Source organism: Marinomonas sp. BSi20584, assembly GCF_002792415.1.
GTDB classification, from domain to species: Bacteria; Pseudomonadota; Gammaproteobacteria; order Pseudomonadales; family Marinomonadaceae; genus Marinomonas; species Marinomonas polaris.
Map to the genome: position 1 here is coordinate 66,961 of NZ_KZ454872.1, position 14,134 is coordinate 81,094.

Annotated in this window: 14 protein-coding genes; 12 read left to right on the forward strand and 2 right to left on the reverse strand. The window is 43.9% G+C overall.

From position 1 onward, the window contains the following. Window positions 1-49: 49 nt before the first annotated feature. The 6 genes from TY87_RS05330 (at window position 50) to TY87_RS05355 (ending at window position 6,138) form a co-directional block, all read left to right on the forward strand. Window positions 50-1,732 (forward strand): ABC transporter permease, encoded by a 1,683-nt coding sequence (locus TY87_RS05330; protein ID WP_100186271.1) that lies wholly within the window; start codon window positions 50-52, stop codon window positions 1,730-1,732. Beyond that, a complete protein-coding gene (locus TY87_RS05335) occupies window positions 1,720-2,763 on the forward strand; it encodes an ABC transporter ATP-binding protein (protein ID WP_100186272.1) in 1,044 nt (347 codons plus the stop codon). Before TY87_RS05330 ends, TY87_RS05335 begins: the two co-directional genes overlap by 13 nt. Beyond that, window positions 2,760-3,845 carry an MBL fold metallo-hydrolase gene (locus tag TY87_RS05340; RefSeq protein WP_100186273.1) on the forward strand — a complete coding sequence of 362 codons (1,086 nt, stop codon included), beginning with the start codon at window positions 2,760-2,762 and terminating at the stop codon, window positions 3,843-3,845. Before TY87_RS05335 ends, TY87_RS05340 begins: the two co-directional genes overlap by 4 nt. Next, window positions 3,829-4,398 (forward strand): histidine phosphatase family protein, encoded by a 570-nt coding sequence (locus tag TY87_RS05345; RefSeq protein ID WP_072838637.1) that lies wholly within the window; start codon window positions 3,829-3,831, stop codon window positions 4,396-4,398. Before TY87_RS05340 ends, TY87_RS05345 begins: the two co-directional genes overlap by 17 nt. Continuing rightward, window positions 4,380-4,832 (forward strand): phosphatase domain-containing protein, encoded by a 453-nt coding sequence (locus tag TY87_RS05350; protein ID WP_072838636.1) that lies wholly within the window; start codon window positions 4,380-4,382, stop codon window positions 4,830-4,832. The genes TY87_RS05345 and TY87_RS05350 overlap by 19 nt, the downstream gene beginning before the upstream one ends. Before the next feature lie 130 nt (window positions 4,833-4,962). Then, the gene (locus tag TY87_RS05355; protein WP_100186274.1) at window positions 4,963-6,138 is read left to right on the forward strand and encodes an aldose 1-epimerase family protein; all 1,176 of its coding nucleotides are present in this window, start codon (window positions 4,963-4,965) and stop codon (window positions 6,136-6,138) included. Here the strand turns inward: TY87_RS05355 and TY87_RS05360 are convergent. Further along, entirely contained in the window at window positions 6,107-6,517 is a 411-nt protein-coding gene (locus TY87_RS05360; RefSeq protein ID WP_232617073.1) for a gamma-glutamylcyclotransferase family protein, read from the reverse strand. The two genes, TY87_RS05355 and TY87_RS05360, sit on opposite strands and share 32 nt — an antisense overlap. 140 nt (window positions 6,518-6,657) lie before the next feature. Then, window positions 6,658-7,758, reverse strand: coding sequence for a bifunctional transcriptional activator/DNA repair enzyme AdaA (locus TY87_RS05365; RefSeq protein WP_100186276.1), 1,101 nt, complete (start codon window positions 7,756-7,758; stop codon window positions 6,658-6,660). Window positions 7,759-8,007: 249 nt separating this feature from the next. Here TY87_RS05365 and ypfH point away from each other — a divergent pair, with 249 nt between their 5' ends. From ypfH to TY87_RS05395, 6 genes are all read left to right on the forward strand, one after another. Further along, window positions 8,008-8,634: an esterase gene (gene ypfH / locus TY87_RS05370; RefSeq protein WP_100186277.1), complete on the forward strand. Its 627-nt coding sequence runs from the start codon at window positions 8,008-8,010 to the stop codon at window positions 8,632-8,634. Between the two features lie 86 nt (window positions 8,635-8,720). Beyond that, window positions 8,721-9,488, forward strand: coding sequence for a transporter substrate-binding domain-containing protein (locus TY87_RS05375; RefSeq protein WP_072838631.1), 768 nt, complete (start codon window positions 8,721-8,723; stop codon window positions 9,486-9,488). A gap of 162 nt (window positions 9,489-9,650) precedes the next feature. Beyond that, entirely contained in the window at window positions 9,651-10,412 is a 762-nt protein-coding gene (locus TY87_RS05380; protein ID WP_100186278.1) for a sulfite exporter TauE/SafE family protein, read from the forward strand. 225 nt (window positions 10,413-10,637) lie between these two features. Next, window positions 10,638-12,155, forward strand: coding sequence for a pectate lyase family protein (locus TY87_RS05385; protein WP_100186279.1), 1,518 nt, complete (start codon window positions 10,638-10,640; stop codon window positions 12,153-12,155). Between the two features lie 443 nt (window positions 12,156-12,598). Further along, a complete protein-coding gene (locus TY87_RS05390; protein ID WP_157789869.1) occupies window positions 12,599-13,483 on the forward strand; it encodes a GGDEF domain-containing protein in 885 nt (294 codons plus the stop codon). A 23-nt stretch (window positions 13,484-13,506) separates the two neighbouring features. Beyond that, window positions 13,507-14,130: an FMN-binding negative transcriptional regulator gene (locus TY87_RS05395; protein WP_100186281.1), complete on the forward strand. Its 624-nt coding sequence runs from the start codon at window positions 13,507-13,509 to the stop codon at window positions 14,128-14,130. Window positions 14,131-14,134 lie beyond the last annotated feature (4 nt).

Consider the following 14,134-nt stretch of genomic DNA (forward strand, 5'->3'; position numbering starts at 1 on the left):
AAAGATGACACCTTCGTTATTAAAAAGACGTTTTATGGATGGAGCCTCCATGGATAGCCAGTTACGCTGGTTGTCCATTGGACTCTTCTTATTGATTGCTGCGTTAAGTGTATTACCCAGCCTGCGTTTATTGGTAGAGGCTTTGAGTCATACGGCCTTTTCTAACTCCTCACCTATGGCAGAAGTACTACGAAGTGAACGTACTTGGACTGCTTTACGCAATAGTTTCTATACCTCAGGGTTAGGGACGCTCATCGCGGTGATTTTAGGTTGCGGCTTTGGCTTTGTGGTGACTTTAACAAATATTCGTGGTCGTGCCATTTGGGTGTTTTGTTTTATGTTGCCGATGATGATTCCGCCACAAGTGACAGCGTTGAGTTGGTTACAACTGTTTGGTCCAGCAAGCCCAATTTTAAATACATTAGGTATAGCGCCAGCGTTGGGCAGCCCACAACCAATGTATTCGGCGGAAGGCATAGCCTTGTTGTTAGGCATACAAAGTGCGCCCTTGGTATTTCTGGCTTTGCGTACTCAGCTTATTTCATTGCCGCAGGATTTATTAGAAGCAGCTCAACTATCTCGTGCTTCTCAGTTTCGAATTTGGGTCGATATCATTCTACCTTTGTGTCGCAGTGCGATTATCGCTGGCGCCGCGTTAGCCTTTGTTTCTTCTTTGGGTAATTTTGGTATTCCTGCGATGTTAGGGATTCCTGCAGGCTACATCGTTTTACCAACTTTGATTTATCAGCAAATGGCAGGATTTGGTAACGATATGCTGAGCCAAGTGGCGGGCTTGTCGATGATTATTGCGTTGTTAGTGCTAGCGGGAATGTTGTTACAACAATGGCTACAGCAACGCAGTTGTTATGCCTTGTTAGGTCATACCGCGCAGTCGCTGTCTTTTCGTCTTAAGCAATGGCGTTTGCCTCTCGAAATCCTTTTGGCATTGATGTTGTGTTTTATTTTGGTGGCACCGCTATTTGCTTTGATTGTGAGCTCATTGGTGCCTGCTCTTGGTATGCCATTGAACGCGGATACCATTACCTTTTCCGCGTTTTACGAAATGATAGGGCGGCAAGGCGTTACTTCCCGAGCCTTCGAAAACAGCGCGTTTTTGGCTTTTTTCAGTGCTTTAGTCTTGATGCTGGTGTCTTTGCCATTGGGCTACTTGTTGATGCGTTTACCAATGCGCACCAGAGCTGTGATCGCCAGTTTGATTGAAGTGCCTTACGCCATCCCTGGTATCGTCTTAGCCATCGCTTTTATTTTGTTGTTCGCCAAGCCTTTGCCTTTTATTGAGGTCAGCTTGTACGGCACGTTGGGCATTATTTTCTTGGCGTATCTTTCTTGTTTTTTGAGTGTGTGTTTGAAGCCGGTATTAAGCGCCATGTCTCAGCTTGACCCCGCTTTAGAAGAAGCGGCACAGCTTGCAGGTGCAAGGCCGATACAGCGCTTGATAGACATTATTTTACCTCTCACTGCACCCGCCTTTTTCGCTGGTGGATTATTAGTGTTTTTGATCTCAATTAATGAACTGACGGTGTCCGCTTTGTTATGGAGTGCGGGCAATGAAACCCTCGGTGTGTTGATTTTTAATCTCGATGAAAGTGGCGACAGTGTTTTGGCCTCGGCCATTGCTGTGCTGGTGGTTTTTCTGGTCGCAGGGTTAATGAGTTTATTGAGTCTGTTTACCCCTCGTCTGCCCAAAGGAGTGATTCCATGGCACGGTTAATATTGGATGGCGTTGAAAAATCTTTTCATGGTGCGCCGGTTGTAAAAGGTTTGAATTTAACGATTGAGCCGGGTGAGTTTGTTGCCTTACTTGGGCCAAGTGGTTGTGGTAAATCGACCATTTTAAGAATGCTGGCAGGATTTGAGAAGGTTTCAGGTGGTCAAATCATTCATGGCGATGACTGTCTTTCTAGTTCGACGCGTCATGTGCCAACAGAAGAAAGAAACTTCGGCATGGTGTTTCAATCGTATGCACTTTGGCCGCACATGACGGTGAAAGAAAACGTCGGCTATCCGCTTAAAGTACAGAAAACGCCGGTGGCAGAACGCAACAAACGAATTAAAGACGCTCTGGAAATTGTTCAGTTAGAAGAATACGCAGATCGATTGCCAGCGCAACTAAGTGGCGGTCAGCGTCAGCGAGTGGCGTTGGCGCGTAGTTTGGTCACCGAGCCAGATGTGGTGTTGTTTGACGAACCGCTCGCTAACTTAGATAGACATTTGCGAGCGACGATGGAAGAAACCTTCCGCGCCTTTCACAAACGTACTGGCGCGACTATGGTTTATGTCACCCATGATCAATCCGAAGCCATGTCATTGGCTGATAAAATTGCTGTGCTGAATAAAGGGCAATTGGTGCAATGGGGAACACCTCAGGAACTGTATGCAAGACCAAGAAACACTTGGCTAGCGAATTTTATTGGTCGAGGTTCTGTGTTGTCGGTGGCTGCGGTTGCTCCTTCGCAATACGTGAGCGGTACAAATTTGACTGAGTTGATTTGCCAGCATTCACCAGATAAAGCGGCTAGCTCTGTGCTCGTGCGTCCACAAGATATTCATTTCGTCAGCGCGGACGATTCAGCACTGGCTGTAAGCGTTCACAGCTGTATTTTTCGTGGCGAGCGTTACGATATTGAATTGACGCTAAAAGATGGCCAGCGCTTACTCGCGTACAGCGATGTACCTATGACGCTAGAAAGCCAGCATCAGGTTCGTCTTGGGCAAGCTTGGTCGCTTGAGAGTGAGCCATGAGAGTCAGCATTGATATTTTAAGTGGCGCAGGAAGGAAAACTGCTGCCGCGATTTTGGTGACCTACGAAGCGGACAATCAGTCAAAACCGGTTCGTTTTTTACTCGACGCGGGCGGCGCGTTAGAGGTGGGCGAAGACAAAGGCTGGACGCAACCGGATCACTTAGATGCGATTTTCATTTCCCATGATCATCAAGATCATATGGGCGGTTTGATCGATATTGATAGCCAAGTTCCCGTTTACGCGACTTCGCCCGTTCAGCAGCAATTGCCAACGCATTTGAACCTTCATACATTGCCTATTTGTGGCTCGACGAATGTGTCTGGCATTAAGGTGACAACAGGTTCGGCAGGGCATTCTTTTGGCGGTGTGTGGCTGCATCTTGATATGGGTGAGGGCGTATTTTACAGCGGCGATTTTAGCCTAGAATCCGGCTTGTATCCTTTTACCATGCCTCCGCACGCCAGTGTTGCTTTACTCGATGCGTCTTACGGCTTGTACGATAATTCATTAAAGCAATGTAAAAACGCCTTGCTGCATTATCTGAAAGACGAGCGCGCCTTGCTGATGCCAGTTCCTCAAACTGGACGAGCGTTAGAAATGGCCTGCTGGTTAACTTCACTAGGGTTTCATGATTGGACTCTAGGAGAAGATTGCATTGCGCCTGAAACTGTTTTGGCTGGGCCTAAAGATAGTGTGTGCAGCGAGATTAGACCTGTCCTGGAAAATATGAAAAGCCAACCGTTCAATCCCAATGCCAAAGTGGTGCTGTGTGGTGATCCTGATGGATTGAGTGGCGAAGCGGCTGTTTTATTGCAACAACCAGAGCGATATTTGCCGGTTTATACCGGACATTTGCCGGAACATGCTCGTCAGGCCGTGAGCGAAGACAGAGCGCATTTTGAACGCTGGAATGTGCATCCGCGTAAGCAAGATTTGAAACGGCTGGTAGATCATCTTGGCTGCCGTATTTGTGTTCCATTGTTTTATACCATGAAAGATCTAAGTGAGTGGCGACAGGCCCTTGGCCCAAGCGTTACTGCTGATTCTTATATTGAGTTAGATTATGACCTTAATACCTAAACCTTTTGTCTTTGCGCGTCATGCGCAGAGCGAGTTTAACGCCGCGTTTCGTATAGGTGGTTTTACCGATAGTCCGTTAAGTGAAACCGGAATTCAGCAAGCCAAAGATGCAGCGCCAATATTAAGCGCCATTGATTGGAGTGTTGTGGCAACCAGTACGTTACAACGCACGCAAGAGACCGCATTTCATGCGGTGCCAAAACAAACCATTATGGCTTATGAGCAACTTAAAGAACGCAATTGGGGCGACTTAGAAGGCTGCCCGATAGAACAGCAGCTGCCTTATGACGTGACGCCGCCTAATGGTGAATCTTGGCGAGACTTCGAGACTCGAGTGCTAGGCGCATTGAATGAGATCCTCAGCGAGCATTCGTGGCCTCTGATCATCGCGCATTCTGGTGTTTATCGAGTGCTAAACAATGTTATCAACGGCACGCCGTATTGCCCAAGAATCGGCAACGTTACTCCTATTTCTTTTGTGCCTAGCCAAGACGAAAACGGCTGGGAAATTACCCCTTTTAAAGGAAGCTTTACATGTTACCAAATGCCGTAATTGTTGATTTAGATGGCACTCTTGCTGAGTTCGATCACACTGAAGTAGCCCATTGGGTGCTTGGTGCAGAAAAGCATTGGGACCCTTTTTTTGAACACATGAAACATGCACCAGTGATCGAAAATGTGCTGCGTTTGGTCAATATTCTCAAGCAACAAGGCCAACATATTTTAATTTGCAGTGGCCGTCCTGAGTCCCATAAACAGCACTCGGTTGAATGGATTCAAAAACACCAAATTCCGTGCGATGGCATTTATCTACGCCCAGACAATGCTGATGCCTTGCCAGACGAGGATGTTAAAAAAGCCTTGTTGGAGAAAATCCACGAAGATGGTTTTACGCCTTGGTTGGTATTGGACGACCGCGACGCTGTGGTTCAAGGCTGGCGTAACTTAGGACTGACTTGCCTACAGTGTGCGCCAGGGGATTTTTAAATAGAATTATTACCAGAACGACTCAACGGAGCGACAAGCAACATTGAATAAATAGCAGATTTTATCCTCATGGCTAGCCTTGTTATCTAGCTCGCGCTAGCATGAGGAAATTTTATTCGGAGCTTGGCCTATGTTTAAACTTGTTCTTCTTAGTAATCAACATCATATCGATGTAGCAAATCTGTCTCTATCCGCAGAATTAATGGGCTTACCGAAAGATATTCCGATTAGTGTGCAGCAGACGTGTCTTATGGGTGGCAAGCAAACTGGCTCACGTTTGATCACGTTGACCGTGGGCGATTCTGTGGTTCGTGTTGTACCGACTCGTGGCATGGCGGTTCTTGATGTTGTTAGGAAAGATACGACAGGAAAAGAAGTACGATTTGGTTGGGATTCACCAGTTAAAGAAGTCGTACATCCAAGCTTTGTTAACCAAGAAGCGTCCGGCGGTATTGGTTGGTTAGATGGTTTTAACGAGATGATAGTGCGTTGTGGTTACCAATGGGCTGGGCATCCCGGTCAAGACGGCGACGAGTTTTTAACATTACACGGTCGTATCCAAAACACACCCGCAGACGAAGTGGTTTTAGAGGTCGAGCAGGTACCGCCTTATCGTGTGACTTTACGTGGTCGAGTCGATGAAAAACGTTTTAAATTCACTAACTTTGAACTGCAAACGGTATTGTCATTAACGCCAGATGAGCCTTATTTATTGGTTGAAGATACCTTAACCAATAAAGGTAGTTATCCGCGCGAATACCAAGCTATTTATCACAACAACTTTGCCCAACCGATTCTTGAAGATGGCGCGCAGTTACACGTTCCTATGGCGGAACTATCGCCTTTTAACGACTATGCTGCTGGTGGTTTGAACGATTGGAATCAGATGCCAGCGCCAACTAAAGACTTTGACGAAATGGTGTTTAATATTCGTCCGATTAGTGACGAGAAAGGTTTTTCTTATGCGTTATTACATAACGCCAACGCGAGCTGTGGCATAGAAGTCAGCTATCAAACGGACACCTTGCCAGTGCTTACCGTATGGAAAAATACGGACACACTGGAACAAGGTTACGTGGTGGGAATCGAGCCGGGCACTAGCTTTGCTTATAACCGTTCTTATCAGCGCGACTTAGGTTTGGTGCCGACAATTGGTGCTGGTGAATCGAAGCACTTTGTGGTGCGTTTTGGCTTGTTAACGGATGAAGATCAAGTCCAAGCAAGTGTGGCGAATATCGCTCAATTACAAAGTGATCAAACGGCTCAAGTGGTATCTACACCGATTGTGCGCCTTGGTGAGGCATAGAGGTTCGGGAATAACGCTCCCAGTCGCCCGCTTCCATATATGGAGCGTGGTCTAGGGATTTGTTGTATACGTAAATCCAGCCACGGCCGTAGGGTGAAAAAACACGTTTTCTAATGTACAAGGAGCTTTCTGGCATCTTTGGGTCATAACCTTCAAGTTGATCCAAAGACGCGAGTATTTCGTCTGATACGTCATACCATTCAACGCGTATCCGACCGCCGTTTTCATGGGTTGATACAATACCCGGAAATTCTCCAAGATTGTGCATGCGAAACCCTGTCAGCCAACCAAGGCCGATGCGTTTGCATTCGGCAAGAAGTTTGTGATTATTCAGCCCCTCACGAAGCGTCCCATATACAGCAACAATGTTTGTAGGCATGTTGAATTCCATCTAATTACAATCAAAGTGTAGAAGATGAACTGGCTTAACAGTCATTTCAAGCCTTGTAGCGGGAAATTACGTTGCCATGACACAACCTTGATGCATTCATGAAACTACTGGCACTCTAGCGCTTGATCTCAGCTTTTTTCGAGGTTTTGACTTTCGAGGCTTTGATTTTCTAAGTATTGACTATGCGATTTTTCATGATCAAGTAGCCAGCGTTTTCGCTCTAATCCGCCAGCGTAACCGGTTAAACTGCCGTCTTTGCCGATCACTCTATGACAAGGAATAACAATGGCAACACGATTCATGCCGTTAGCTCTGGCGACCGCTCGAACAGCCTTTGGGTTATTTAACCGCGTGGCTTGTTCTTGGTAGCTGGCTGTTTCTCCAAATGGAATCGTTCCAAGGGCTTGCCAGACAGCATTTTGGAAGTCGGTTCCTGGCGTATGAAGCGGTACGCTGAATTCGCTGCGTTTGCCTGCAAAGTATTCTTCTAATTCTATTTTTAGCTGTTTCATGTGGGCGTTTTCTCCCGCAACAATCGGCGCTTTTAAACGGCGTTGTAAGTCTTCAAACTCTGTTTCTAACATGCGTCGGTCGACAAATTCCAACAGACAAATTCCTTCGTCAGTGGCGCAGACAAACATAGGGCCAATGGGCGTTGTCAGCCTATCGATTAAAATCACAGCATTCTCCAAATTTAGGGTCGGTGCATGACCGAGTAACTTTTTAAAAGTGTAACCGAAACCACTCAAAGAATCGTAGCCTGAATCTAACGCAGTATTGGTGGCGCTTTTGCCTGTCTTTAATTCTTGAAACGCATAATTGATACGATACATGCGCTGAAAGGTTTGAAACGTCATGCCGTAATGTTGATTAAACCAACGACGCACAAAGATGGGTCGTATTCCAGATTCTCTCAAGTCTTGGTCGTTGATTTTCGCCTTAGTACAGTCTCGCACAAGGTTCATTGCCGCTTGCACTTCATAAGGTGCTTCATGAGCGTTTTCAGTGGGGCGACAGACTTTACAGGGGCGAAAACCTGCGTCCATGGCGTCTTTGAAATGAGTGTAAAACTCAACGTTCTCACGTTTTGGTTTGCGTGCTCGACAAGTTGCAATGCAGAAAATAGAGGTTGTTTTGACGCCGACAAAAAATACGCCTACATAACTAGGTTCTCGGTTTAGTAAGGCTTGATAATAACCATCGGCTTGTTTTTTATCTGTTATTAACATGCGTTTGTCCGTTGTTTGAATAATGGCTGAGATCGTGTGTATTTAGGTGTTGTTTGTTGAGTTAGGTTAGCTTGATTGCCAACGAAGCAACAACCGAAAACTGGACGAGTATTTTTTATTATTTTGAATAGGGTTATCGATTATTTCCAAATACGAAATAGAAGCTTAAGGAATAGCTTATATATCTTGTTTTTGTAGAAGGATAGAGTATTCATCATACTATTAAGTGATGATTAATAAGGATTCCTCATGTCTAGTACTGTTGTGATACAAGAACCTAATTCGCCGACGCGTTTATTTTTATTATTTCACGGTGTTGGCGCCACACCACAGAGCTTGGCGCCTTTGGGTTATGTTCTCGCTAAATCTTTCCCTAAGGCTATTGTAGTGTCGCTACAAGCGCCCGATGCGTCTGATTTTGGACAAGGCTATCAATGGTTTTCAGTGCAAGGTGTGACAGAAGAAAATCGCGTGGGACGCATTGAAGCGGCGATGCCAGCCTTTGTTGAAACAGTGAAAGATTGGCAGCAAAAAAGTGGATTGAACGCAGAACAAACGACGTTAATCGGTTTTTCCCAAGGGGCAATTATGTCTTTGTCTTCGACACAAATGGTTGATGAAAAACTAGCGGAGAAAATCGTGTCGTTATCTGGGCGCTTTGCCTTACTACCAAAGAGAGATCCAAAGAAAGATCTCGTGAATACGCAAATACATTTTATCCATGGTAATCAAGATAATGTGATTGACTATCGCCTGTCTAAATCAGCGTATGATGCCTTGATAGACTCTGGTGCAATGACGACTTATGATCTTATTCCTCATCTCGCTCACAGCGTGAACCAAGCGGTGGTGGATTGTTTATTGCAGCGTTTGTGAGTTCGTTGAATAGCGCGATAAAAATTGAAAACATGGCATAGCAAATGCTTATATATTTCTTTCATCTCCATGTTAGGTCCACACTTATGAAGTTCACTGCGTCGTTTTTATTACTAGCGTCCACTATGGCTTACAGCACTATCGCGCAAGCCGATCGTTTAGAAGACATTCAAAAACAAGGCTATATCACTGTTGGAACCACAGGCGATTACAAGCCTTTTTCGTATTACGATGGCAGTACATTTTCGGGCTACGATATTGATGTGGCTAAGTACTTTGCGACAGAGATGGGCGTGGAAGTGAAGTTTGTGCAAACGACGTGGAAGGACTTATTAAAAGGTTTGGATGATGACAAATATGACATCGCCATGGGCGGTATTACTCGTCGAATTTCTCGCCAAATGGCAGCGGAACAAAGCCAAGGCTATATGACATTTGGTAAATGTTTTCTTGTTACTCAAGGTAGCGAATCCTTGTTTGATACGCTAGAAAAAGTGAATAAGCCAGAAGTGAAAGTAGGCGTAAATATTGGCGGCACCAATGAAAAATTTGCCGATCAGTATCTTAGCAAAGCAACTATCGTTCGTTTTGAAAATAATCTAGATGTACCGAAAGCGGTCGAAACAGGCACAGTTGATGTGATGGTAACAGAAACGCCAGAAGCTCTTTATTATCAAGTCATTAACAAAAATTTAGACGCGGTACGTGAAGAAAATCCGTTTACCAAAAGTCAATTTGGTTATTTGATTCCAGAGGGTGAGCAGCGCTTGTTGAATACCGTTAATTTCATGATGGATGAGATGAAATTAAAAGGTGTTGATGAAACCTTGATGGCAAACAATTCTCTTAAATAAGTCATTTTCTATCCGCTCAACTTTTTCTTAGATGAGGAAGTTGAGCCAGTTTCATCTTCCTCTCCTTAATAATCTTTTGTCAGATTGCCTAATTCTCCTTATTATTCGTTTCCTCTTTTTATTCTCTTCCGACTCGCTCAAGAGTCAATTAAGGATGATGTTATGGATTACAGTTTATTCACTGTTTCGCTTTTGATCGGTACAGGTTTTCTTGCTGGCATTATTAATACTTTGGCGGGCGGTGGTTCTAACCTGACTTTACCGGCTTTGATGGTCATGGGGATGCCGGCTGACATCGCTAATGCGACCAATCGTGTTGGGGTATTTTTACAAAACGTGGCAGCGACATTTGGCTTTCGTAAAGCCAAAAAGTTGGATAACGCTGACATCCTGCCGGTGATGATTCCATCCTTGCTGGGCGGCGTAGTGGGGGCTTTCGCAGCCAGTTATGCACCAGAAACCTGGCTCAAGCCGCTATTGTTAAGCGCCATGATAGGCATGACGTTAATTATGATTGTCCGACCTACCATGATAGCGCCACCAGAAGGCACTGTGCCGTTTAAAGTCTCGGAAAAACCGAGTGCATGGATTGCCCTATTTATCGCTGGTGTGTACGGCGGTTTTGTTCAAGCGGGTGTCGGTTTTATCCTGATTGCTGCATTGGCTGGTACTTTACGTTATGACCTAGTACACACCAATGCGCTAAAAATGGTGTGTACGCTGGGTTTTACTGGCTTGGCATTAGGCGTATTTATTTGGAATGACCAGATCCTATGGATTCCTGGATTGATCCTTGCTTCTGGCACCATGCTAGGTTCATTCCTTGCTGTAAAAATGGCCATAAAAGCCAACCCGAGCCATCTAAAATGGTTCCTTTTCATCATGACAGTTTGTGGTAGTGCTGCAGCCCTTTTAAGTGATTAAAGAACTAAAGGATCCATTCATCCGGCTTATAAAAAAAACAGTGATTTATTAAAAATAAAACATCGTTTTAATTTATTGTCTTTCCTGATAGTCTATTCTCCTATATAGAGAGCACTGCCATAGCGTGTTCTCTATATTCTTGCCAATAAAAATAAAAATGCGATTTGAAAATACGCATAGCGAGTCTTCTTAATCTGCTTATTTTCAATATCTTTGGAGAATAAAATGAATAGAAAAATTTTAGCGGCGTCTTGTTTGGCGGCCAGCTTAATTGCCGGATGTTCAGCTGTAAGCACGGATAACTCGTCACAGAAGCTGTCAAATACTGGAAAGAATAGTATGTCGCAAGATATGACGCGTGCTGTTCTTTCTCACAACGATGGCTGGGCTGCTGCCGAAGGTCAAGTTACGGGTGGATCAGATGCGCTTGATGCACATATTTACACCGTCAGTAGTCGGAAAGCCTTTGTTGATGCGCTAAAAGAAGCCGGCAACTCGCCTAAGATTATTCGAATTAGTGGCACGATTAACTTGTCATCTAATGATCAAGGCCGTGAACTGACCGAAGCAGACTATCGTGTTGCGCCTTATAATTTCGAAGATTATAAAAATGCTTATGCACCTGCTGTTTGGAACATACAGCCACTTATCAAAAAACGTCCAAATAGAGATTTAACCGGCCCTCAGGAAGAAGCTCGTTTAGCCTCGGCTAAAAAACAAAAAGATCAAATTGTCATTGATGTCCCTTCTAATACCAGCATCATTGGTTTAGGTAAGAACGCAAAAATCATTAAAGGCACTTTGCAAATTAGTGCAGACGTCGAAAATGTCATCATTCGAAATATTGCCTTTGAAGACGCATTTGACTATTTCCCAGGTTGGGATCCAGGTGACAGTTTCAAAATCGATCCAAACTATCCCGGCTGTATGGGGGAATACGTTAATGCCAATCAAGGACCACAGAAGTGTCCGGGCGGACGTTGGAATTCTGAATACGACCTGATCTCCATCAACGGCGGTAAGCGCGTCTGGATCGATCACAGCACTTTCTCAGATGGGGATCGCCCAGACTCCATGTTCCCGCCCGTCTATCCGTTCCCACAGAATGAAATCACACAAAAAGTTCAGCATCATGATGGCTTGGTTGATATTACCAATCAGGCGGATCTAGTGACGATTTCTAACAGCTATTTCCATGATCATGATAAGGCTTTCTTGATTGGTAACAGTGATGGCAAAACCGCAGACACTGGCTATTTACGAGTTACCTTGCATGGAAATTACTTTAAAAATGTCGGTCAGCGTATGCCGCGTGTTCGTTATGGCAAGGTGCATGTGTATAACAACTATTTTGTCGGTAATGCACAAGGTGACGGCGTTGGCGCCAATGCTTATGAGCGCCATGTGGATTCTTTGATTAACAAACCTAAACATAATATTGTTCGTCAAGTTTTGGGTGCGGGTAAAGAGTCAGCGATATACTCAGAAGCCAACGTGTTTGAAATTGAAAACGGTAATCCATCCCATGCGATTGGCAATATGAAAGGTAAGGTTGCTTATGATCAAGGCTCTATGTTCAACGGTAAAATGATCGATATCGTTGAAGAAGCAAACAAAGCCAGTGGCAAGCCACTTTCTAAAGATGTGGGCTGGACACCAACCTTATATGGCCCAACGCCAGTATTGCCTGCTAGTGAAGTCATTGACTACGTCAAAGAAAATGCAGGAGCTGGTAAACTTTAGATCTGAAATATAGAGTGTTTTCTTTTATGCCGATGCCATTTTATCTAAATGCATCGGCATTTTTTGTTCATCTTTTCTCAAAAAAGCAGTTTGTTTCTCCCAATAAATCGTGCCTTACACAGCTAAACCATTATTTACATTATATTTATTCTTTTTCTTAATAAGTTCGTTTACTCTTCAATAAAGGGACGATGTAGGCACATCTTTTGCTGGAGTGCTAATTAGTTACGCTAAAATTAGCACTCTACAATTACGTAAGGAATGACTTATTTTTAAAGATAGAGGTCTACTTAGTGGTATCGCTTTTAGAAAGGTGGTTTGGTACTCAACATACGCATCCTGATTTTCGTTTTCGAGGATTTTTGTTTTCAGCCTTGCTGTTTATCTCTTCTAGTTTCGTTTTCTTCATTTATTATAATTTGGTCATAGACTATTTTCCGCCAATGTTAATAGCGAACTCTGTGTCGTTGTTCTTTTGTATCATTGGTGGATATTACCTGCTGATAAAAAAACGTCCCAAAGTTGCTGCGACTATTCTTCAACTTATTGTTTCTATTGATACTTTTATACTTATCTTAATCGATGGTAATGAAGAATTTGCACTCGTTTTTGCATTTCTAACGCCGGTGATGGGGGTTTTTCTTCTAGGTTATCGTAATGGGTCGATACTCAGCCTTGTGTACTTTGCTGGTATTTTCTATTTTTGTTTTACGCAAATGGATACTTGGCAACCCGAGATATTTCTTCCTATCAGCTTGATACACTTTTCTTTTATTTATTCGTTACTGCTAATCGTGTCTTTTTTCTATGATTCTAGCCGTCGAAAAGCTTACCAAATGATGGAAGAGACTAATCGCCAGCTACAAGAGTTGGCCACCACAGACGTATTAACTAAGCTGCGTAATCGGCGCTACATGGAAGATCAATTACTAAATGCTATAGGCAATCATTATATCGCCATGCTGGATGTAGATGATTTCAAAAAAGTGAATGATCAGTTTGGTCATGATCAGGGCGATAAAGTACTGATGAAGCTGGCTGAAGTTTTAATGCATAATATTGACCTATTGGATACCGTGGGTCGTTGGGGCGGTGAAGAGTTCATTATTATTTTTGCAGAACAAAACCTTGCCCAATTAGAGGAAAAGCTAAAGCAACTAAATTTTAGTGTTGCGCATACTGATTTTGGTATTGGACGGCCGATCACTATTAGTATTGGATTGGCGAATCACTATGCTAATAGGCATCGAGACTGCATACGAGCTATGGATCAAGCACTTTATGATGCGAAAGCCAACGGAAAAAATACCTATAGTATCGCTAGTTAACACATATGGTAAGGGGCATCTAAGTGTATACACCAAAGCATTTTGAAGTAAACGATCTCCAGGAGCAGTTAGCCTTTGTTAAAACCTTTCCCTTCGCGACGTTAGTTTCGAATGGTGATGACGGTTTGAATGCCGAGCATATTCCTATGTTGGTTCATGTCGATGCAGAGAATAGGGTTGTCTTGCAAGCCCATATCGCCAAGGCCAATAAGCTTTGGCAGAACCTAGCGAATCAAGCGGATGTATTGGTTATTTTCCAAGGTGAGAATGCCTACATCACGCCAAACTGGTATCCCTCTAAAAAAGTAGATGGCAAAGTGGTTCCAACGTGGAACTATCGCGCCGTTCACATTAAAGGCACGATAGATTTTATGCATGAAGCTGAATGGAAACTATCGTTACTGGAAAAACTCACCAATACTCACGAACAAAAACAACCTGCTCCTTGGTCAATTTCTGATGCACCGCAGGAATACATCGATAGACTGCAAGCCGCTATTGTAGGTGTTGAAATCACCGTGACTGATATTCAGGCTAAATTCAAACTTAGCCAAAACCAAAGTGCCGAAAACAAAAACGGCGTACGAGATGGCTTAGCTGAAGTGCAGCATCCTATGGTTGATGTAATGCAAAAGATATCTAGTTAAATGT